Raw genomic sequence first — 22,941 nt, 5'->3', positions numbered from 1 at the left:
AAAAGTGATAATATGAAAATGCTATTTAGGAAAATGCTACGTGATTTCAAGGATCATAAGGCCCAGTTTCTCTCTATTTTTTTAATGGCTCTTATAGGAGTCTTTGCATTTACAGGAATCAGCGGTGAAGCTGTAGGATTGGTAGAGGTGTCAAGCAGCTATTATGAAGACACCAACCTTGCTGATGGCTGGATTTATGGAGAGGAAATCGCTGATGATGTATTTTCCGATATAAAGTCCATGGATGAAATCAAGGATGCCCAAAGGGAGATGGTAGTCGATACGGTTGCTAATTACTCTTCAGACCCTGACATCACTCTACATATTGTAGAGGGAAAGCAGAACATCTCTAAATTCTATCTGTTTAAAGGGCAAGACTTCAATCCAAATGATGAGGAAGGAATCTGGATTGACAAAAGGTTTGCAGATGGCCGTAATCTGGATATTGGAGATAAGATCACCTTAAAGTTCGATGGAAAGGAAGTATCTAAAACAGTTAGGGGAATAATGTATTCACCGGAATATGTCTATTATATCCAAGAAGGCAGTTTGCTTCCAGACTTTTCTCAAGTGGGCTTTGCTTACATCCCATCTAAAGGCGCTGATTTTGACATTGTGTATAATACAATAGCTCTTGATGGCTATGAGGAATTGGATGAGAAGGACTTCAAGTCTGCATTGGAGGAAGAATTGGGTCAAAAGGCATATGTTCAGTATGTCGACCGTGACAATAATGTTGGGATAAAGACATTGCAGGATGAGATATCACAACACCAGATGTTTTCAGGAATTTTCCCTGCGATATTTGTGCTTGTATCACTTTTGACTTTGGTTACTACCATGTCTCGTGTCATTTCAGCTCAAAGGATGCAGATTGGTACATTGAAGGCAATGGGATACAGCAACAATTCAATCATTCTTCATTACCTATCCTATGGATTTGTCTTGTCTCTTACAGGTTCTGTTTTAGGGCTTGTCATAGGTCCTTTGACCATACCATATCTCTTCTACCCAACAATGTCTTCAACCTATTCACTTCCTAGCTGGGGACCTTCATGGGACATCAGCTTCTTTGCTGTAGCAGGACTTATGGTTGTATCTTCAGTATTGATAAGCTACATTTCAGTAAAGGGAATCAGCGATGAGAATCCTGCAGAAACAATCAGGCCAAAGGCTCCAAAGCTTGTAAGTTCAGGCCTCATTGAAAGGACAAAGATATGGAAAAGGTTCAGCTTCAATGAAAGATGGAACTATAGGGATGCAAAAAGGAACAAGACCAGAGCTATCATGAGTGTCTTTGGAGTGTTTGCATGTGCCCTTTTGGTAATGTCTGCATTTGGAATGGTCGATTCAATCAACGATGTTGAGGATTGGCAGTACAATCAGATCTATAACTTCAATTCTAAGTTGATATTGGAGGAAAACATTACAGATTCACAATTGGATCATATCCTGGATGAGACTGGCGGTGAAGGAATTCGGGAAGAGGCCATTGAGTTGAAGTATAAGGGAATCAAGAAGACAGGAACCCTTACGGTAATGAACGATTCAGAGTATTACAAGGTCACAGATGCTAATAGAAACTATATACATCTTGATCCTGATGGAATAGCCATTTCAGACAAGATGGCTGAAGTTCTTGGATTGAAGGTCGGAGATAAGGTAAGGTGGCATGTTGCAGGAAACCCTAAATGGATTGATTCAGAGATTACAGAAACCTATTCCATTCCATTCGGCCAAGGATTGATAATGTCTCCTGAAGTCTTTGATGAGATTGGAGGGGATGACTACAACTACAGCACAAATGTTGTCTTAACCCAAAAGGACGTGAAGGAAAACTATACTGGAGTAAGCAGTATTACAACAAGTGAAGACATCAGAAAGGGATGGAACACAATGACTGAAGCATTGGACTTGATGGTAAGTGTCCTCACTACCTTTGCAATTGTCTTGGCAGTTGTGGTATTGTATAATTTAGGCCTGTTGTCATTCACTGAGATTCAAAGGGAACTTGCGACCCTCAAGGTTCTTGGATTCAATTCAAAAAGCTTGAGAAGGCTTTTGCTTACTCAAAACCTATGGTTCTCAACCATTGGGTTTATTCTAGCTATTCCAGGAGCTTATATCTTGATGGGAATCATGATGGGGTCAACTGGTGATGAGTATTGCTTCCCAATCAACATTTACTTATGGAATTTTGTTGTTAGTTTCCTCATTACCTTTGGATTGTCTGTTCTTGTTAATCTAGCATTTTCAAGAAAGATCAAGAAGGTGAATATGGTTGAATCCTTGAAGAGCAATGAATAGATTTCCATAATTTTTCTTTTTTTTATTATAATTTTTTCATTTTCCTATGGTTTACTATATAAAACTATATCTGTTAAAATCACTCTAATTTTACTGTATCACTATAAAATTGATTTAATTTCGTTAAAAAGACTTTTTAGTTTAGTTACATTTAAATATAACTTTTTTTAAACTATTATTTAAGAAATAAAGATATTTAATTAATTTTTAAAAAAGGTGATATTTTGATAATACATGAAAGTAAAAAGGGGTGTGTATTGGATAATTTTAAATTGATAAATCGTGATGAGATAATAAATTTTATAAGTTCTCATAATGGTTTATTGGAATTAATAGAAAAGCATATCCTTTGCTAAAAAGCTATTTTCCAAAATATTCTTATTGTTTATTATATTCAATAGATCCTGAAATTATCAATCTCGAGCATATCATGCTATTTATTAATGGGGATGAAAAAGTTTATGATGAGGATTGTTTGAGATTAAAAGAATTAGAAAATGAAATAGAGAAATTGAAAGTTTCTAATTGTAATGTTAACCATTACTTTTAGTTGATATATGATTTGATACAAGTGATAGTATGTTAATTGAAGAAAATAAAAGAGATTGCATATTAGATAATTTTAAATTAATCAATCAAAAAGAGATTATTGATTTTATTCGTTCCAATACTGGGTTATTGGAGTTAATTGAGAAAGTCTATCCTTTGCTTGAATCTTATTTTCCAGATTATTTCTATTCATTATCATATGCAACAGATCCTGAAATAAAGGATTTGGAAGATTTGATGCTATGCATTCATGGTGATGAAAAGGAATTCAAAACCAATCGTAAAAAGTTGCATGATTTAGAAAGGGAAATAGATGGCTTGAAAGTCTCTAACTGCAAGGTAAAGCGTTTGCTATTAGTGGAGGTATTGTTTTGACTTTCACTTGGGATAAATTTTATGATGTTGGAAGATGTATGAAAAATATTTCCAAAAAGGAAGAGTATCAACGTTCTGCTGTAGGCCGTTTTTATTATGCAGCTTTTGGCTTAGTGAAGAATTATTATGAAGATAAATATCAAAAAACAGTTCCTTCCAATTGTTCTCATTCATTTCTAATAAATGAATTGGAAAAATCTTATGGTGATGAGAAAGCCTTAGGTGAAAACTTGAGAAAAATTAGAAGATTTAGGAATTACGCTGATTATGATAGCAAATTCTATATGAAAAATGTAGGTGTCAGTGAAGAAATCTATAATGAAATTATTATATTATTGAATAATTTAAATAAAAAAAGTAAAAGGTAATTACTCATACCTATGAGTAATCAAGTTTCTTAAGATAGCCATTCTTACTGGAATTGCATTTGCAGCCTGCTCAAAGTACTTGTTGTACTTTGTATCGTCAACATCATATGCAATCTCATCTATTCTTGGAAGCGGGTGCATGACGATAAGGTCCTTTCCTTCAAGCAATTCCTTATTGATTAGGTAAGCTCCCTTGATTTCCTCGTATTCCTCTTCGTCTGGGAATCTTTCCTTTTGGATTCTTGTGACATAGAGAACATCAACATCATCAATTACGTCCTTAAGGTTATTAGTTTCCTTGAACTTGATATTGTTCTCTTCAAGGTCATGCAATGTTTCCTTAGGCATCTTTAGCTGGTCCGGTGAGACAAATGTCATTTCCACATCATACATTCCTAAAGCGTATGATAGGGAATGTACGGTACGGCCGTATTTTAAGTCTCCAAGAAGCGCTATGTTCAATCCGTCTATTTTTCCGAAGTGCTTTTTGATGGTGTAAAGATCCAATAATGTCTGGGTTGGGTGTTGGCCTGCACCATCTCCTGCATTAATGATTGGAACATCCACGATATCTGATAGGAAACGTGACACTCCTTCAAGGTCGTGTCTTATTACAATTGCATCACAGTATGATTCAAACATCTTTGCTGTATCAGCAATGCTTTCCCCTTTAGCAACTGAACTGTTGGAAGCGTCTCCAAGCTCAATGCATTCCCCTCCAAGCCTTTTCATGGAAGTTTCAAAGGAAAGTCTTGTTCTTGTTGAAGGCTCGTAGAATAAGAGTCCTAATATTTTTCCTTCAAGCTCTCTGGATAACTTCTTTGATTTAGCAACATCTTCAAGTTTGCTTGCTTCATCTAAGATGAATTCAATTTCATCCTTTTCAAAATCCTTTAATGAAATAAGGTTTTCATGGCCAAATATAGTATTACGCTCCTTAGATTTTTACACTTGAAACACAAGTCTGCATTTGTATTTTAATGGTTTTATAATAGTATTCCTAATAATATGAGAATGATGAATAAGACAACTCCTATAGAGAATATTCTAATGCCGATTTTCACCATCCATTTTAGGATACCAAAGATGATCATTAATATGATTGCAATAATTATAAGTTCAAATATCATTTTTCCACCTCATTTAATTATTATTCTTTTATTAATATTATAATAACTTATCTATTCCTTGATTAGATAGTTCTTTAATGTTCCTATATCCTCAATGGACACTTCAACAATTGAATCTGCATCCATTGGCCCTACTCCAGGGGGTGTTCCTGTAGCTATTACATCTCCTCCATTCAATGTCATGGTCTCGCTTAGATAGGATATGATTTCTTGCGGAGAGAATATCATTTGTGAAGTGTTTGAGTTTTGCCTTGTTTTACCATTTACCTTGGTTATGATGTTTTGATTCAGTGGGTCAAGTGATGTTTCAATATATGGCCCCATTGGAGCGAATCCGTCACAGCTTTTTCCTCTTGTCCATTGGCCGTCTCCAAGGGTGAAGTCCCTTGCTGTAACGTCATTTATTATTGTGTATCCGAATATGTATTCATCTGCTTCTTCAACGCTTACTTGCTTGGTTTCCTTTCCAATTACAACAGCAAGCTCTCCTTCATAATCTATTTGCTTGGAGACTTTCGGATAGAGGATTATGTTGTCTGTTCTGTTTATTGTTGTTGATGGCTTGATGAAAATCACTGGACTTTCCGGCAAGTCCAGATTCAATTCCTTAGCATGATCCTTGTAATTGAGGCCAATGCAGACTATCTTGGATGGTTCAGTTGGAGACAGTATTTCAATGTCATCTAAGCTGTGTGAGGATACCATATTGTCTAAAATTGATTTTATGTCCTTATTGAAATAGTCTAGAATGTCTCCCTTCAGTTCGATGACTTTGCCTTCATCGTCTAGGAAACCTGATTTGGTTTTTAAGTCATTGTTTAGACTATCCGCCTTGTTCTTGAATCTTAGGAATTTCATTTAACCACAATAATTTATTGAATGATTCTTTCTATTGGAACGACTAAAATGTCACGTGCACCTGCATTTCTAAGCTTGTTTACAAGCTCGAACACTTCATCCTCTCCAACCACTGCCTGAACTGCCATTGTTTCCTCTTTTGATAACACTTCAGATACGGTTGGTCCGCTCATTGCGGGCATGACCTTTTGAACTTCACATAGATCCTTTTTAGCCACATTCATCATAAGCAATTTTTTTCTTCCAGCTTCAAGCACACCTTGAATGGAAGTGCTTACAGCTTCCACAAGGTCTTTCTTCTCTTCAAATGACTTCTTGTTTGCAATTAATTTGATTGAGCTTTCAAGGATTGTATCAACAATCTTCAAATGGTTCATGTTGAGTGTGGTTCCTGTGCTTGTAAGGTCTGTGATTGCATCAGCTATTCCAATGAATGGAGCTATTTCAGTTGATCCTGTAAGCTTTACGATCTTGATGTCTAGATTGTTTTCATCCAAGTATTTCCTTGTAAGGTTTGGGAACTCTGTAGCTATTGTCATTCCGTCTTTTAGGTCCTCCTTTGTTTCTATTTCACTGTCATCAGGGGAAGCCAATACAAGCTTGGTTGCACCGAAGTTAAGGTCAATGAGGATTTCAACATCTGCATCGTTTTCCTCTATGAGGTCGTATCCTGTGATTCCCATGTCACAGATTCCTTCATCCACAAATTCCGGTATGTCTGCAGCACGTGCAAACATCACGTCTATATCTTCGTTGTAAGTTTGTGAGAATAATTTTCTGTTTGTGCTGTCCTTGAGGCCAAGCCCTGCCTTCTCCAAGATTCTTACTGCAGGATCACTGATTCTGCCCTTTGACGGCACTGCAATTTTAAGTTTCATGATTTCATCCATTTAATTATTTTTTATCTACAATTATTTTAGTTTTATTTCTATATAATATTAATCAATTTTTCAATATGTTTGAATTTTGAAAATTTCTAATGTTTTTCCATAGTTTGTAATGTGTTGAAATAATAAATTTTACTTTTGTTTAGTTTCAATTTTTAAAAACTAATTTTTTATATGCTATATGAATTGCTAGAATTTTATTTGTTGTATATATAGTTAATGATTTTTAATTATAAATCATTACAATTACTGAATTCAAATTCTATATCCTAATATATCATATTTTGTTAATTAAAGGCGTTATAAGGGTTATTTTTTAGAAACCTTTATATACTAGTAAATTATAAGTAATATTGTACTTATGAAAAAAAGCTTGTTTAGCTAGTATTTTTTAAAAATATGAAGTCTGAATAAGTTTACACTAATTATTGCATTAGTAATAAGTATAGTTTTTTAAAATAAAATTATGGAGAATGATATTTATGGCAATTCCTGTAGCTCCTATCGGAAGAATCATTAAAGATGCTGGTGCTGAAAGAGTAAGCGAAGACGCTAAAAAAGAATTAAACGCTTACGTAGAAGCACAAGTTGCTAAAATTGCTAAAAAAGCTATTAAATTCGCAGAATTAGCAAAACGTAAAACCGTTAAAGCTGAAGACATCGAATTAGCTATTAGCGAATTATAGACCCAGCTTTTCCGCTCCTTCGGAGCGCAAAACCTGGACCAAAATTCTTATCACTATTATTTAGTGATAAGCATTTTACTTTTTACTGTTTTTTTATATTTTTTTACATTTTTTTCAAGATCTTATTTTCAGATTTATTTTGAGCATTGTTGTTTTTGTTTTTCAAACTTATATTATTTATAGTTTTATCACCATCCAAGGTCTTAAACGATTTATAAGGTATAGTAAACCCGTCATTATTGTGCCAATTGAATATAAGCTCATCATTGTCATTATAATGAGTGCTAAGGACTAATGTGTGGACTTTTCTTCTATATTTAGTGCTCATATAACATGCATAGTCAAAAAATTTTTCCTTATCTTCCTTTCTTATTGCAGTTGAGTGTGCCTCTAAACTAATTATGTCCTCATTGTCCAATTGCCCAAAGAAATCTGCCCTTCTTTCCTTTCCATCATATGTTACGATTTTGGTTGGACATGGTCTCACTATTTTATATGGAAATCCAAATTTTTCAAGAATGGTGTTTATTCCAGGATATAGAAGGCAAAAGTACTTGTCTTTTAGTTTTTTCTAAATCTGTTTTTTCATTATTTTTCATTTTTTCGCCAAGATAATCTATAAATAACCCCAGTTTAAAGTTTATGTTATTTAAATAGATTAGTTTTTTTAAATATTGGATTTTAATTGTTTTTTAATATTTTAACGAAATTAAAATAATTTTTCAAAATGAAATTAATTTATCGAAACATTTAAATATAACAATTGTTATATTATAGTATAGAAAAATATAACAATCGTTATATTTTTTCTAAAGAAGAAATTTTAATCATTTCTAAAATTTCTTTTTTTTTAAAAACATACCCTCCTTAATATGCAATTTTATTGCTATAGACATAGTTTTATCGCTCTTAAAACGCAAATCATAACACACACTAAAAACACGATATGATTAAAATAATGCAATCTCCTAAAAAGTAATTTCTTCTCAAGTCTTTAAATCTCAATCATTTTATTATTTTAATCATATTAATTTCTTTTTTCATTGCTTTTGTATTTCTTTTTTTGCTTTATCTGTTACTTTTTCTATAAGTTCTGATTCTATTCCGATTTTTTCAAGTTCTATTGCAACACTATCTATCCCTTTTTCTCCATATATTCTTTTCATTTGTTTTACTGTGTTTTGTATCATTCCGCCTTCCATTTTCACCAACCTCTCTATTTCATCAAATTCTTCATCCGTATCAGTATATTTGGTAGCTAGAAACAATAATAAATTTTTAATGTCATTTAATTTGTCTCTGTTTACAGTTCTTATCTGATTTGCTAATGTAATGCATTCAACAATCAATTCCTTAGGTGATTTGTCCGATTCCATAAATGGAATCAGCAATAGATCATTAAGTTCCTGGGTTTCATCATCTATTCCACCCTTTTCCAATAGATTTTTTAAATTTTCCAGATGCTCTTCTCCACTGAATTCCTTAAAAGTCTTTAATGGAATTTTATACTTGTTTTCGTTATGCCACTCATCTTCGTATTCGTTATTTTTCTTCTGTACTGTGCTGATGAAGTAGCTGTTTGTTTTCTTTCTGTATTTTATTCTAAGATATGTTGCATAATCTAGAGATTTTTCTATATCCTCTTTTTTGACATATGTTGATTTAAATTCTAGATTTAAGGTTTCCTTTGATTTCAAATCAAATACCAGATCCATTGTTTTGGTTTCATCTCTATAATTTTGATATTCATTTGGAAGAATTTTAACAATTTCCCCAGGTATGCCAAGTACATTCAATAATCGATTTAATCCAGGAATGCTTTGCTTGAAATATTTATCTTCTATTTTGTCTTTATCTCCTGTATTTTTTTCTTCATGCATATAATTTAAAATCCTCCATAAACTAATATTTATGTTTATTTTAAATTTTATCTTATTTAAATACTTTTAATTAGTATTTTAATTATATTTTAATAGTTAAATTGAAATTTACAACTTTTATATAATTTTTTAAAGATTTTAATAAATTATAACAAGAATGAAATAATTTTACAGGTTTACATCAATTTTTGGAATACATTAAGAAGACAGATTTATTAGTCTTCGTTTCTTCAATGACTTTCATTGTATCATCTCTATTTAATTGCTTATTAAAGGATGATTAATTAGTTATATTATGAATTTAATCTTATATAAGATTTGTTCATTGAAAAAAGTGGTTTACTATTTGTAATGGATAGTTTAACAATTATCTGGGCTTTTTAAAGTCATCAAATCATTTGAAAAAATTTAAATAAGCATTTAAAAGAACTATTATTAGGTGATAAAATGAGATTTAAATACTTGTTTTTAGGATTAATGCTTTTGATATTGGCAGGAAGCATGACAGCTATTGCAGCTGCAGATGACTATGAGCCATTAGGTGACTATACCTTTGACATACCAGATGGATATCAAGTGACAGATAAGACTGATGAAATGGTGATAATGCAAGTTGATGAGGATCATCCTATTATTGTTTATAAATTGGATTCAGTAGCTGATGTTGATTCTTTCATCTCACTTTTGGAAACCACTGGATGTAAATTCTCAAGTGAGGATGCTTTCCAAGCTGGAAGCTTTGATGTAACTTCATATGGTTATACTTACTTAGACGCTCAAGGATTTTTCTACATCTGTGATGATGGAAAAGGAACTCCTATTTTAGTTGCTAGTTCAGGACCATCAACTGAAGGTCCTTTGACTGTAGATGATAATCCTGCAAGAATAGTTGTTGATTCATTGGAATAAGTTAATTCTTATTCCCTCTTTTTTTTATTTTTTAGTGTTTTTTTGATGATTGATTAATAGTTATCAAGATTATTAACAGCTTCTTCCTCTTTTCTTGAATATATTATTTTGCATCCCTCATATAATTTTTTTGATAAATTCAAGTTCCACGCATTCATTCTACTATGCCATCTTTTATTTTCAATAAATGTATCCCAATCAATTTCAAGAATTTCTTTTAATTGATAATCTTCATCAAATCTGCATATGATAACATATTCAAATTTTTGTTGATCTTCTTCTTCAGAGCCTTTAGGTTCTAATCCATAAAAAACTCCAGTTAAATTAGTACTTGTAGATTTTATACTGTATCGTTCACCATTTATGCTTATTGCATCTATATTTTGTGTTCCAATAGGAGCAGCTTGAAGTTTTGGTAAACCTAGAGTGTTATTATAGTATTGAATTGATAAATATTCACCTAATTCTCCAATAACATTTTTTGTTCTTATAATTTTTCTTTCTTTTAATTCTTTAATAGATGCGCTATATAGTTCAATAATTTCTTCTGTACTCATATTTTTCAAATCAGCATTCATCATACCATTCCATTAAAAGTTTACTATATAAAACTATATCTGAAATAATATTAATCTTTTTTGAGAGTTTTTTAAGAATATATGAACACTAGTAGTATCATGTCATTTTTTTAAATATGGTAAACTATTTAGAAATTTTTATTATTAATAACACTTGATATATTATATAAGGTAATTATTGAAATCATATAAAAAATATAGGGGAATTTAAAGTGTTTCAATTAAAATACAATACAGAAATAATAATTAGTGGAATTCCAATACAATGGATTCCTAAAATTGAATTATACTATCCTGATTTGCCACAATTTCCAATAATGTACATACACACACAGATAAATGGCAATCGCCTTGTTGCCTGTCCTGTATCAGTCAGCTATGAAATTATACAAGATAGATGCAAAGCTAAATTTCTAGTATTTTCTAATCTTGAACCTACTACAGAAATAGTAGATAAAATCAAAGATGAAATTGAAAATAGAATCGGATTCAGCAATCCAATCAACAAACAAACTATAATAGATTGTTGTAAAGGTAAGTCAGAATATATCAACATATTGACCGATTTATGGCAATACATTGAAAAATCGTATGGTTCATTAATACCATATGGTCGCTTTTATGAAGAAGTGTTTTCAATTCCACGATTTGTTGCAGCATGGCAGCCCAAAACTGGTCGGCAAAGTGAAATGAGAATGCTGTATAATTTTATGAGTAATTTTGGTGAAGAAGTATCTCTCCCCTCTGATTGGGATCACCTAGAATATTACATAATCCCCTCATATACAGATGTAATAAATAATGATTTTTCGGAGTTTCCTAGATTTCAGAAACTATATTCTGCTATGAAAAAACTTTTTGATTTGGATTTTTCAAATTCAATAACTATTGATACTGTCACGTTCAAAGTTATGCCTAAAGCTTGGAAACAGAACAAAGATGACTTCATAAAAAATGTGTCTGGTAAATATTATTCAGATGGGAAACTTACTGAAGCTGACAAATACTATTCAGAAATATTGGTTGATGCATTTAATCGTCATGCTTGGCGGGCAGCATATTTCATCAGTGCATTCATGAATATAGAAAACAGTGATTACAGGACATGGAGCAAAAACTTCTTTAATACTTTTTATGCAAATGGTTCTAAGCTTAAAGGCTATTCCGAAAAGGTAGTTGCTTGTTTCTTACAGCAGGGTTTTGCAAATGAAGAAATTATTCCTGTAGATACATGGATAGAAACATTTTATATGTTTCCACTTGGAATAAGCGATAGGTCAGACTTTTTTAATAGTTTTGATAGTTTAGGGAAATTAGAACGTGTTATATGGCTTGCAAGTCAATCTAATAAAACAAACATGAAAAATTTTTTTGATATTCTGTGGTGTCAAAGATATGGAACTATCGGAAATGGAGAACTACGGGGGGTAAATCCTCTTGCTTGTAGTCTTTGTAGTCTAAGTGCCACTTGTGTTGGACTATCAAAAATCAAAAATGAGGATGTTTTAATAAGCAATACATTAACCTTTGAAACCTTTGATACTATTCCTTCTAGTACACTGGATAGCATTTCTTTCATTTGCTTATTAGAAGATGATGTTCCAAAGAAACTATATGCAAAATCGGCCCAAGATTGGTATCTCAATGATGAATTTAGTGGCTATTTAAAAACTAAGGATGATAGTTTTCCAAAATCTTTAGTAGACAAGGAAATCATAACAGTTGAAGAATTTATTAAAAATAACCAAAGGAGGGAAAAACAAAATGACACCTAAAGAAAAGATTATTGACTTATTTAGAACAAATGTTAAAGGAAAAACTCCAAATGTTGATGGAAAAAATGAACGCCATGATGGAAAGAAAGGGCATTGGCTAGAAGAACAATTCGGAATAACTGCAAATGCAGATAATGAAGCTGATTTATGGGGGTATGAGTTAAAAAACGAAACTTCTTCTAAAACAACATTTGGTGATTGGTCTGCAAATGTCTATGTCTTTACTACTCCTAGGTATGCGTCACTTTTCGCTGGAAAAGCTAAATTTGAAAAACAAAATAGCTTTGTGAAAATCTTTGGTAAACCAAACGAAGCAAAAGGAGGACGTTACTCTTGGTCTGGATCTCCTTGCCCTAAAATAGATTCTTATAATGACTTTGGTCAAATCCTATTAATAGAATCTAATAAAGATATTGTTGCTCTTTATTCATATTCACAAGATAAAAGAACAGACAAGGCGGATATTGTTCCTAAAGAATTACAAATAGACAACTTAGAAATAGCTAGATGGTATGGAGAACATTCCCCTACCCCCAAAAGAACGGATAAATGCCTTAAAGCAAAACTTGAAGATAAGTTTAATGATAAAGGCTGGTTTACATGTAAAACAAACGAAAGAGGAGAATATGATAAAATATGCTTTGGCAAACCTGTGAATTATGATGAATGGATTCTTTTAGTTAGGAAAGGTATCGTATTCTTCGACAGTGGCATGTATGAAGGCAATAAAAGACCTTACTCTCAATGGAGAGCAAATAATGATTTTTGGGACAGTTTAATTACTGAAACATACGAATAAACAATAAGCAGATGTAGAATTGGTCATATCTACATCCTTGCATTTTTTTTTAATGAACATAAACATGATTAGATTCATTACTATAAAATATTATATTCCCCAAGATAATCAAGCATTGCAATAGCTACAGCTTCAATTACTGGAATACAAACGGAATTACCAAATTGTTTATATGATTGGGCATTTGAAACAGGAATGATGAAGTCATCTGTGAACCCTTGTAATCTTGCACATTCTCTTGGAGTTAACATTCTCGGATTTTTTCCTGATTGTTCTATAAGTGCCTCGCTCCCATCCTTATAGTACCTAGCACTTATTGTACTAGTATATTTGCTATCTTTATTGAACAGGGCAAATCCAAATCCATTTCCTTTCTTTTTATGTTTCTTTTTTCGTGTCTGATGTCCTTCCCAAAGTTTGTCAGAAATTGTAAATCTCTCTCCAACTTCTTCTTCTAATATATCTCCTACGCAAACTTCCTCATCTATTTTTCCAACCGGATATACAAATTCTTTAATATTCTTTGGCAAATAATCTTTGTTAAAACCTACAATTATTATTCTTTCTCTGTTTTGAGGCAAACCAAAGTGATAGCCATTCAAAATTTGAGGGTCTGGGACATAATAATTTAACTCATCCAATACAGATAAAATTACTTTCATTGTATTTCCCTTATCGTGTCCTCTTAACTGCTTTACATTTTCTAACATGAATGCCTTTGGTCTTTTTTCTTTAAGTATTCTCGCAATATCAAAAAAAAGAGTTCCTCTTGTATCTTCAAAGCCCTTATGAAGTCCCGCCTGTGAAAAGGGCTGACAAGGAAATCCTGCAAGCAATATATCATGATCAGGAATGTCTTTTTCATCAACAAGAGTTATATCCCCATCTGGAATCTCTCCGTAATTAATACGATAGGTTGTTTGGGCAAACTTATCCCATTCAGAAGAATACACATTATATCCCCCATGTTTTTGAAAGGCTTGACGTATACCGCCAATTCCTGCAAATAAGTCAATTTGCTTAAATCTGCACTCTTCAATTGGCCTATTTTTAAATAAGGGCTCTGTAGGAAAATTCATTATTTTGTCATATATTTCATCAGGGACATCAATTTTTCCGGTTTCCCATTCTTTCAACATTTTTTCTTGTTCTTTAGTAAAATATAAGGCATCTGAAAATTCTTTCCTCCTTATTCCTAACTTTTCTCTAACTGTAAGAATATCTTCTGCCCTACTCATTATTAAACCACCTATCTAGACCCACCTTATTATTTGGGATATTAATAAACCATTGCCTAAAAATAGCTTCAAGAACTGGAACAACAATACTGTTTCCAGATTGTTTATAAAGACTTGTTTGACTTATTAATTGGCTTGCTTTGTCGATATCTTCCTCATCAACGCCCATTAATCTCCATGTTTCTCTTGGAGTAAGCCTTCTAGGTACATATTGACCATCTTCATTAACCTTATCAGTTACAAGTTGTCTCCTATTCTTTTCTAAAAAATTTTGAAGTGTAGTACCTTTCCAATAATTAGAATCCAAACAAAAACTATATTCTTGACTAATAGGCTTATTTAAAACTTGGTTATTTTTTAGATAAAATCTTTCATCTACATCTTTTTCGAGAATATCATCAAGTTTAAACTTCAATTCTACAGGTTCAGGGAAAACAAAATTTCTTTTGCCCCCAAGTTCGCTAATACAAAAAACTCTTTCTCTGTTTTGAGGAACACCATAATCTCTAGCATTTAAAACAGCCCAGCTGTTTTTATAACCTAAACTTTCAAGATAATCTAAAAATTTCAAAAAATTATCTTTATGCCTTTTTCCAACAAGATTTTTAACGTTTTCCATCATCAAATATTTAGGTTTTTTAGTTTCAATTATGTTACAACAATCCCAGAGTAGTGAGGATCTTGTACCTGAATCCTTATTAAATCCACACTGATTCCCTGCTATAGAAATATCCTGGCAAGGAAATGAGTATGTAAATAAATCAAAATCTGGAAGTGTTGTTGGATTTATTATTTGTATATCACCATAATTATTAATCAATTTATTCGCTAAGTACATGTCTTTTAATTTTGATGATTGAAGCTTTTTGGCTCTATTTTCAAAAGTTTTGTAATTTAAAGGAACATTAATTTTTTCTAAATAAGAAATCATCTCGTCTTTGTCTTCATGTACGTAGTCATCAATATGTTCTCTCTTCTCCAAGAAATCACTATGAATTGCTGCGTATGATAGAATAACATCACCATCTATCTCTGAGATGCCAACTACCTCAAATTCAATACCAATGTTACGCAATGCCATTCTTTGACTTCCATAACCTGCAAACGCTTCAAAGACTCTTAACATGTTTTTTCTCCATTTAAAAGTGAAATTAACTTTTTTAAAAAATTTACTCTATTACCAAAAAAATCATTGTTATATCAATCTATGTTTTTGATTACATATAATATTATATAAAATGACATTATTAAAATAAGTGAGAGCAATTGCAAACAAAAATTTTAAAATGAAAAAGTATGTATCTAAAAGATATTATAATAATTAATTCATTTGATAAATATTGGTTTTAATGTCAGATTAGTAAGTTTTTTTTAGATAGGATTTCTGCAAGAACAGATGTTTCATCATTATTTGAAAGTGGGTTGAGATTAAAATATTTTTTTTAAATATATTTAATAATTTATTTATCTAAAAAACTTAATCCATCATTCTTTATTTGTGAAAAAGGAAGTATGGGTATAGGTGTTTCCTTTAAATAAATTACAGGTAACTCTTGGGACACAATAAAAAATGAAAAAACTTTATAATCTTTTAAATCATGACCAATTTTATTGCCTAATTTATCTAGATTATTTTTTATCCAAATCTCCCTTCTTTGGTGTTTTTTTATCCATTCTTTATTATCGAAAAATTTTTCTATTTCATGAAAGATTTCACGGGGATTTCGTGCACCTTCAATATCTTTGCATTCAATTGACAATAAATGTTTTTTATTGTTATCTAACAATAAAATATCAATATCTCCATATTTTGGCTCAATTTTTACTATTTTATCTATCTTTACATTTTGTTTTAAATAGAATTTTTCAGAAGTATCCAAATTATCTTCAAACCATTTAAAAACTCTTTCATTAAATTCTTTTCCTTTTATATCACTCATTTTACCAATAAATTTTTTAAATTTTTTTGAAGAATTATCTGTTTTATATAATCCTTTGTAAATTAAATGCAGTAAATTTAAAATAGAATGATAAACATTTCTAAAACCATAAATCACTGTTTCATCATTATCATTTTTAATAATTAATGGTTTTAAATGATAGGATAAAGGTCTTCTAAAAACCCAAGGGTGAATATCATTTTCGCAGTAATCTTCTGGTGGAATATCCCATTTAGGGCGATGCTTTAATGAAAAATTTTCTATTGCTTGTTCTGATTTATCTGACTCCCAGTTTAGCTCTTTTTTCAGAATATTTATTAACTTAGATTTTGAAATAAAAACTATGTCTTTTTCATAGTCTACACCTAAACTTATCAGTACTGAAATAAACTCAGCATAATCTGTTAAATTGATGCCAAATTCTGATTCAAATGCTTCTTCTTCATCAATACTGGGTCTTTCTCCACCATCATTTTCATGAAAAATATTTACAGATAAATTATTCATATGTTCTAATGTTCGGTTAGTTCTAAAAGTATCAAGAATATCGTCTAAATTAGTTTTAGTTCCAAAACGACCGGATTCTAATGGTGTAATTTCAAAATCCACATGTTCAGATTTTATATAGTCACTGCTAAATGCCCAGTCTATATAATTACAGGATAATGCCATTAAATGGTCAAAGCTTTCCTTTGATATTTTTATTTTGCTATTAGATTTTTGTTCTGCAGATAAAATTTCTATTAAAAACCTTGTTGGCAATCCCATTTTATCTAATTCATGCTCCTCATAGACAATTTCTTCCAAAATGCTTGAGTCGTTATCATAATTATTAAAATAGTATACATTATTAAATGATGATCTAGCAAATAGAATATTTTCATAATTTAAAATTAACTTTTGGATAAGATCATCCCAATCATATTTCACAATTTCTTTTTTAATACAATCTAGGTAATATCCAACAATTCTGTGGCTTAGCTCGATAGATTGGTCTTTAGTTAACTTCTGATTATAATCATACTCGCATTGGACTTTATTTACTAAGCCATCCATTGCTGATTGGACATTATGCTCTTGCAATAATCTTATTTGATTTTTTACAGGAATATTATTGATGTCTTCAGAAGTATAAATTAACATGTGTTTCTTTAAGTCGGAATGTGATTTTTCATCGATAATTTCACGTCTGCGTTCTTCTGTTAATGTATTTTCTAAACTATTTTTTTCTAATAACTTTCCAATTAGTTTTAAAATTTCATCCATTAAAAGCAGGTCTGCTTCATTATTTTTCTGATTTGCTATAGGTATCAAATATTTACTAATTTTAAAATTAATTTCTACTTCAGATATATTGCTTGAAATAATTAAATTTTCTTTAATGTTATTTGTTATTTTAATATTCAAATCTAAATCCTTATCTTCTTCAAGGCTAAATGAAATTAAAATAGGGCTGCCATTTAATGGTTTAAAATCTTTATAAAGTTCATCACTAAACTGCCAAATCCAAAAACCTATAGCTTTAGCAATAAATGTTTCAAGGTCTTTTTCAAATTTAATCCAAATATTTTGATTAATTAATTTGATTAAAAATAAATGATGGTTTGCAGCGTACATAAAATCATTAATTTTGTTAACAAAAATCGGAACATCATTATAAATTTCTAAGTGAGGATCTTTATCTTTAATTGCTTTTTTTCTTAATTTTTTTGTATATTCTGATGTTTCTTCAAAAGGTAACAAGAGCACATTCATTTTTTCATCAGTAACATAAAATGAATGATTTTTTTCAATATAAAAACTGAATTTATCTAAAAAACCAATCCCTTCAATATTCTTGTTTTCTAATAGTTTTGCAAATTTAAAAAGAGTCAAACTATCATAGTGGCCCGAATTAACGAGTATTTCAAATTCTTCGCAATTAATTAATAATACATTATTATAATTTGGTATTTCCGTATAATGCAGTCGTCCAGTCATACCCATAAATAAAATTATAAGAATATCATTAATTGATTCATCGGAGTACAAATTATTTATAACAAAGTCTAGCCTATTTTTTAGAATAGGATTATATTCTAAGTCAATTCTTTCACAGGGCCCATTTTTACCATAATCCTTTAAATTATCGTTAACGAGAATACAATAAGCTAACTTATCAGTATCAATTTTAAAAACTTTATCTTTAAATATTGTATTTTCCCATTCAGGCAATTCATCATCAAAATCTTCAAAATGAAATTTATTTTTTAAATTAAATAAAATATTAGACCACAAATCTTGCTGATATTTTTTTATAAAATTCTCTTCTTCATTAAATTTTAAAAGAGATGATAATAGATTATGTCTAAGAGAAATGGGCAGTAGTCTAGGAAATATTATATATATGTTCTTAATTTTTATTAAAGGTGATATCAATAATGGATTTTTATCTGAAAATTCGGAATACATATTCATCTTTAAAAAGTCTTGGAATATGTTTTTTTTCAAATTTTCTTTAAATTCTTTTTCAACTGATAGAACACTATTAAAATTATCATTACCCACCTCAATAATAAAATCATCAGCTATGTGTTCATTAATATTGAAATACTCCATAAAACCTTTCAATTCATTGTCATTGAGTGTGAGACTATTTTTAAGGTAATTTAATTCATTAATGTTTGGGAAAAATATTTCCTGCCTAAATCTATTATCAAAAACTTCATAACGTTCATGGCCTGATTTTTTAGCAATATAATCACTTAAGTGCAGGATAAACATTGAAGTTGGATAGAAATAATGCATATAGTCATCAGAAAAACTTGAAGAGTTTAAATGAATACAATTGAGTATTTTTTGTAATACATAATAGTCAGAAGTAGCAGGCCCATTAAATATAACATTATTTTTAAAGAATAATATATTATTTGTAAATAAAGTATCTAAAGAATCTTCTAACAGACCTATCGGTCCTTTTGAAGGAAGATATTTTAAAAATAATTCGTTTAAATCTTGAATTGTGATTATTTCATCCCCACAATTATTATTGGAACATGCTATTTGAGTTGCTATTTCAAGTCGAATATATTGGCACTGATTTTCAGGACATATTGATAATGCTGCTAAAGTTTTAATTAAATCTTCCTGCTCATATTTTGAAAATTCTTCTTTTAATCTTTTTAAAGCATCATTGGGAAGATTTCTTAAATAATTATCCTTCTTTAAGCAACAATTTTTATATTTCTTTCCACTTCCACAAGGACAGGGTTTATTTCTACCAATTTTTGTCATATTGCACACCATGGGGAATATTATTGAATACTGTAATAAACTATTAGGGTTACATTTCATTTAAACTTTTTTAGAGTGTCTAAACATTATTTGTTTATTTAATTATGGATAATAAGAATTTTTAATCCATTGTTTTTCTTCTTGAACAATTTTTTTAAAGATAAGAAATTTTGAGATACCTATATTATTATTCTGAATATTCTTCTAAAAACTTTTTAGATGGGGTTTCACCTTGGCGAGTTTTAAAACATCTATGACCTATTCAGCGAACTCCTTATAATAGCAGTAAATAAAATAATCAAACAAGGTATTTACAGGGACTACATTGAAGTTGATGAGACAACAAATTCCTGAGGAAAAATCAACATAACAGAATCAATTAATGAACTCAGTTTCATAACAAAAAACTCAACTGCACATACGATGAGTTTTCTCTGAATTCTCACTTAAATAAAATAATAAAGACCACCTTAACTATACTTTTAAAGGCACCTATCTCCAAGGAAAAGAGAATGCCTATAAAAAATATTCTTTTATACCTTCGTGATGTAGATACACTAGATACAAATTCTATAAATTGCCAAATTCGCTATGATAGAAATAATCAGATTATAGGATATATTGGCATTTCTGTCTTGTATTATGGAAACAAGGAAAAGTCATCAAACAATTATTGAGAACTAAATATTCCAAATCCCCAAAAATATTTATTAAATTTAAAAAACAAATAATAAATATGGAAACTGAACCGATATACATAAAAGAAGTTTATTATAAGAGAATTAGGCAGATACTAACAAAAAGGTTATTTTATCTTCCTTTAGTTTATCTTCTAGTCAACATTGGATTTATACTTTCATTATTTTTTCCTAAAGATTTGCATTTAAATATATATGTATATCCACTGATATTTCTTGTATTGCCATATTCATGTTTCTTTTTACAAAGGATTCATGCAAACTTTTTTCAGAAAAAAGATGACAACTTCAATGAAAAATTTTTTAAAATTTATTTTATAATAGGATATTCGGTGATGATTTTTTTACCAGTATTAATAAGTTTTTACACATTTATTTGTTTTAAAAATGACTTAACTTTTAACTACTTCATAATATTTATTTCATATTCATTTGTAACTTCATTAATATTCAATAATATCTTAAAATATAGATTACTAATTGAATATCCTGAAAATGTTAATGAATTAATATTAAAAATTTTGCTACTTCTTGGAATAGTAATATCCGTTTTCATTATGAGTTCTCCTCAGATAATCATTACAATAACAAATATGCTTAATTTAAATTTATCGGAAATTGGGACTTTAACTAATATTGCAATTGCAGTTGTGGTTTTATGTGCAACATTATCTGCATTATCTTTTACATATTGTAGCACATTAAAAAATAATAATGGTTATTATGAAATGAAAAAAAATGGTGAGGGCTATTTTATTTCTACAATTCTTTCAATGATATTGTTAATATTGATTTATATTTCTTCTTTAATGAGTCATGTAATTAATTTAACTAATTTATTTAGATTAAACTTAATTGAGTATTTTTTTATTAATATTTACTCAATTTCATTGATATTTTCAGTTAGTTTAGTAGTTTATGTAATTTATTATATGATTACTTCAAGTTTTTCTACATTAAAAATCCTTGGATTTATCAAGTAATAAGTTAACCTCACATTTGTGTCTCAATACGTAACCATATTCCCATCAATTAATGAACGGCCTCATAAACAAAAAACTCAACTGCACATACGATGAGTTTTCCGTAAATAGTCAATTAAATAAAATCATAAAAACCACATTAACTATACTTTTAAAAGCAACTATAACTAAAATACAAAGACGTGGTATAAAAAACATTCTTTTATACTTCCGCGATGTGGATACTTTAGATACAAATTCAATTAATTGGGAAATTCGCTATGATAGGAACAATCAGGATTACAGAATGATCATCGGCATCTGCTATCTTACTCTTAAGGGATTGTTGCAGTCTGATGCCAAAGGCGATAAGAAACTTATGGAATTCTTTGATGATATGAGAATGAGTCGATTGTATGAAAAATTCATCTTAAACTACTATCGAAAGGAACACAGTTACCTTAAGGCATATTCTTCTCAAATAGAATGGCAGTTGGATGATGATTTTGATGATTTGCTTCCTAAGATGCAGACAGACATCACCTTGGAATATGAAAACAGGATATTGATTATAGATGCCAAATACTATTCAAAAACCACTCAAAGCTATTTTGATGCAAGAACAATTCATTCACATAACCTCTACCAGATATTCACTTATGTTAAAAACAAGGAGATTGAAGTTGAGGGTGGAGTCTCTGGCATGCTGCTTTATGCAAGAACAAGAGAGGAAGTGCAGCTGGGTCATGATTATCTTATGAGCGGAAATAGGATAAGCGTCAAGACTCTTGACTTGAATCAGGATTTTGATGTGATTAAAAAACAGTTGGATAATATTGTTGAAGTGTATTTAAAAGTTTGATTTTTAAAAACAGTTATAATATTATAATCATTTCGTAATTTTGGAAATTATTTAAAAAAAATAGTTTATTGTAATTCAAGTTGATTGAATATCTTTTCCATATGTTCAATGGCTTCATCAACATCTTGGGAATTTATATCACAAAAAGGATTATAATCTGCCCTATTTCTTAAAGAGGCTAATTTACTTAATTCTTTTTGAGTTGTTTTTTGTCCAAAGCGATATAGGGCTTTTCTTACTTGCTTATGTTCTCCCATTTTTTCCTCATCTTTTTCAAAGTCCCATGGTGCTTTTGGCTTGAAATTTTTAACATCTTCCAGCCATAATTCACAATAAAGGAGTGAACTATAATATGCACGATTGACTATTGTTGCATTAACACACCATTCATCACAGTTTTTAGGGAGAATCTGTTCCTTCATCATCAAAAGGTTCAAGGTTAAGAGATATAATTGCCATTGGGGGTATAATTCAATATTCATTCAATCACCTCTTAAAAAAAGATAAATGCATTTTCGCTGAATTCATCGATTCCATTGTCCTCTGAGAATTTTATCATATGATTATATATTTCATCATGTGCGGAATTTAGAATCTCTTTGCTGGTTCCATTCAGATTATTGAAATGATAGATATAATCTACAGTATCAATGTCCCGCTCTTCCTTGATGACAAAATCACCTAAAAAATCGTATTTTTCAGTGAATTTTTTTAATTCTTCTGTGTACATTTTTTTCGGTGTTTCCATTCTCATTCTGAATCTATCTATTTTTTGCATATTACTTTCACCTCCATTTGTTTTTTAAAAATAATTTGTATATGGTATTATATAAAGCTTATCTAAAATTTAAGGTCAATATTCTTGCC

The 22,941-nt window shown here is 30.2% G+C and carries 21 protein-coding genes and 1 pseudogene; 10 read left to right on the top strand and 12 right to left on the bottom strand.

What is annotated here, in order from left to right:
* Positions 1 to 12 precede the first annotated feature (12 nt).
* The 3 genes from VW161_RS06795 (at position 13) to VW161_RS06785 (ending at position 3,599) form a co-directional block, all read left to right on the top strand.
* Positions 13 to 2,307, top strand: a complete 2,295-nt coding sequence (locus tag VW161_RS06795) for an ABC transporter permease (RefSeq protein ID WP_325192827.1) — start codon at positions 13 to 15, stop codon at positions 2,305 to 2,307.
* Between the two features lie 579 nt (positions 2,308 to 2,886).
* Positions 2,887 to 3,231, top strand: coding sequence for a hypothetical protein (locus VW161_RS06790; protein ID WP_304088770.1), 345 nt, complete (start codon positions 2,887 to 2,889; stop codon positions 3,229 to 3,231).
* Positions 3,228 to 3,599: a HEPN domain-containing protein gene (locus VW161_RS06785; RefSeq protein WP_304088767.1), complete on the top strand. Its 372-nt coding sequence runs from the start codon at positions 3,228 to 3,230 to the stop codon at positions 3,597 to 3,599. The genes VW161_RS06790 and VW161_RS06785 overlap by 4 nt, the downstream gene beginning before the upstream one ends.
* Here the strand turns inward: VW161_RS06785 and pyrB are convergent, their stop codons facing one another.
* The 4 genes from pyrB to hisG form a co-directional block, all read right to left on the bottom strand.
* Positions 3,600 to 4,523: an aspartate carbamoyltransferase gene (gene pyrB / locus VW161_RS06780; protein WP_295607282.1), complete on the bottom strand. Its 924-nt coding sequence runs from the start codon at positions 4,521 to 4,523 to the stop codon at positions 3,600 to 3,602.
* 62 nt (positions 4,524 to 4,585) lie between these two features.
* Positions 4,586 to 4,729, bottom strand: coding sequence for a hypothetical protein (locus tag VW161_RS06775; RefSeq protein ID WP_304088765.1), 144 nt, complete (start codon positions 4,727 to 4,729; stop codon positions 4,586 to 4,588).
* 51 nt (positions 4,730 to 4,780) lie between these two features.
* Positions 4,781 to 5,587, bottom strand: a complete 807-nt coding sequence (locus VW161_RS06770) for a fumarylacetoacetate hydrolase family protein (RefSeq protein WP_304102810.1) — start codon at positions 5,585 to 5,587, stop codon at positions 4,781 to 4,783.
* A gap of 14 nt (positions 5,588 to 5,601) precedes the next feature.
* Positions 5,602 to 6,465, bottom strand: coding sequence for an ATP phosphoribosyltransferase (gene hisG / locus VW161_RS06765; RefSeq protein WP_304093222.1), 864 nt, complete (start codon positions 6,463 to 6,465; stop codon positions 5,602 to 5,604).
* A 491-nt stretch (positions 6,466 to 6,956) separates the two neighbouring features.
* Between hisG and VW161_RS06760 the strand changes: the two genes are divergently transcribed.
* Entirely contained in the window at positions 6,957 to 7,160 is a 204-nt protein-coding gene (locus VW161_RS06760; RefSeq protein WP_304088761.1) for a histone family protein, read from the top strand.
* Positions 7,161 to 7,263: 103 nt separating this feature from the next.
* On the opposite strand, the gene VW161_RS06755 is transcribed toward VW161_RS06760, so the two are convergent.
* Together VW161_RS06755 and VW161_RS06750 are read right to left on the bottom strand one after the other, a co-directional pair.
* Complete coding sequence (locus tag VW161_RS06755; RefSeq protein ID WP_325192826.1) at positions 7,264 to 7,647, bottom strand: hypothetical protein; 384 nt, start codon at positions 7,645 to 7,647, stop codon at positions 7,264 to 7,266.
* Between the two features lie 553 nt (positions 7,648 to 8,200).
* Positions 8,201 to 9,040 (bottom strand): hypothetical protein, encoded by an 840-nt coding sequence (locus tag VW161_RS06750; protein ID WP_325192825.1) that lies wholly within the window; start codon positions 9,038 to 9,040, stop codon positions 8,201 to 8,203.
* 447 nt (positions 9,041 to 9,487) lie between these two features.
* On the opposite strand from VW161_RS06750, the gene VW161_RS06745 reads away from it, so the two are divergent.
* Positions 9,488 to 9,949 carry a hypothetical protein gene (locus VW161_RS06745; protein WP_325192824.1) on the top strand — a complete coding sequence of 154 codons (462 nt, stop codon included), beginning with the start codon at positions 9,488 to 9,490 and terminating at the stop codon, positions 9,947 to 9,949.
* A 53-nt stretch (positions 9,950 to 10,002) separates the two neighbouring features.
* On the opposite strand, the gene VW161_RS06740 is transcribed toward VW161_RS06745, so the two are convergent.
* Positions 10,003 to 10,527, bottom strand: a complete 525-nt coding sequence (locus VW161_RS06740) for a hypothetical protein (protein WP_325192823.1) — start codon at positions 10,525 to 10,527, stop codon at positions 10,003 to 10,005.
* 212 nt (positions 10,528 to 10,739) lie between these two features.
* On the opposite strand from VW161_RS06740, the gene VW161_RS06735 reads away from it, so the two are divergent.
* Both VW161_RS06735 and VW161_RS06730 read left to right on the top strand, forming a co-directional pair.
* Positions 10,740 to 12,302 (top strand): hypothetical protein, encoded by a 1,563-nt coding sequence (locus VW161_RS06735; protein WP_325192822.1) that lies wholly within the window; start codon positions 10,740 to 10,742, stop codon positions 12,300 to 12,302.
* Positions 12,292 to 13,101, top strand: a complete 810-nt coding sequence (locus VW161_RS06730) for an LlaMI family restriction endonuclease (RefSeq protein ID WP_325192821.1) — start codon at positions 12,292 to 12,294, stop codon at positions 13,099 to 13,101. The genes VW161_RS06735 and VW161_RS06730 overlap by 11 nt, the downstream gene beginning before the upstream one ends.
* Positions 13,102 to 13,181: 80 nt before the next feature.
* On the opposite strand, the gene dcm is transcribed toward VW161_RS06730, so the two are convergent.
* The 3 genes from dcm to VW161_RS06715 form a co-directional block, all read right to left on the bottom strand.
* A complete protein-coding gene (gene dcm / locus VW161_RS06725) occupies positions 13,182 to 14,339 on the bottom strand; it encodes a DNA (cytosine-5-)-methyltransferase (RefSeq protein WP_325192820.1) in 1,158 nt (385 codons plus the stop codon).
* Entirely contained in the window at positions 14,332 to 15,465 is a 1,134-nt protein-coding gene (locus VW161_RS06720) for a DNA cytosine methyltransferase (RefSeq protein ID WP_325192819.1), read from the bottom strand. Before VW161_RS06720 ends, dcm begins: the two co-directional genes overlap by 8 nt.
* A gap of 334 nt (positions 15,466 to 15,799) precedes the next feature.
* Positions 15,800 to 19,552 carry an SEC-C domain-containing protein gene (locus tag VW161_RS06715; RefSeq protein WP_325192818.1) on the bottom strand — a complete coding sequence of 1,251 codons (3,753 nt, stop codon included), beginning with the start codon at positions 19,550 to 19,552 and terminating at the stop codon, positions 15,800 to 15,802.
* A 407-nt stretch (positions 19,553 to 19,959) separates the two neighbouring features.
* Between VW161_RS06715 and VW161_RS06710 the strand changes: the two are divergent.
* The 3 genes and pseudogenes from VW161_RS06710 to VW161_RS06700 all read left to right on the top strand — a co-directional run.
* Positions 19,960 to 20,229: pseudogene (locus VW161_RS06710) on the top strand (5-methylcytosine restriction system specificity protein McrC); the annotation flags it as partial.
* Positions 20,230 to 20,288: 59 nt separating this feature from the next.
* Complete coding sequence (locus VW161_RS06705) at positions 20,289 to 21,233, top strand: hypothetical protein (protein ID WP_325192817.1); 945 nt, start codon at positions 20,289 to 20,291, stop codon at positions 21,231 to 21,233.
* A 52-nt stretch (positions 21,234 to 21,285) separates the two neighbouring features.
* Positions 21,286 to 22,074 (top strand): 5-methylcytosine restriction system specificity protein McrC, encoded by a 789-nt coding sequence (locus VW161_RS06700; RefSeq protein WP_325192816.1) that lies wholly within the window; start codon positions 21,286 to 21,288, stop codon positions 22,072 to 22,074.
* A 65-nt stretch (positions 22,075 to 22,139) separates the two neighbouring features.
* Here VW161_RS06700 and VW161_RS06695 read toward each other — a convergent pair whose 3' ends face one another.
* Together VW161_RS06695 and VW161_RS06690 are read right to left on the bottom strand one after the other, a co-directional pair.
* Positions 22,140 to 22,556, bottom strand: coding sequence for a hypothetical protein (locus tag VW161_RS06695; RefSeq protein ID WP_325192815.1), 417 nt, complete (start codon positions 22,554 to 22,556; stop codon positions 22,140 to 22,142).
* Between the two features lie 11 nt (positions 22,557 to 22,567).
* A complete protein-coding gene (locus VW161_RS06690; protein WP_325192814.1) occupies positions 22,568 to 22,852 on the bottom strand; it encodes a hypothetical protein in 285 nt (94 codons plus the stop codon).
* Between the last annotated feature and the right edge of the window lie 89 nt (positions 22,853 to 22,941).

The organism is Methanobrevibacter ruminantium (assembly GCF_016294135.1).
Lineage (GTDB): Archaea > Methanobacteriota > Methanobacteria > Methanobacteriales > Methanobacteriaceae > Methanobrevibacter > Methanobrevibacter ruminantium_A.
This window is presented reverse-complemented; position numbering and strand designations above follow the sequence as displayed.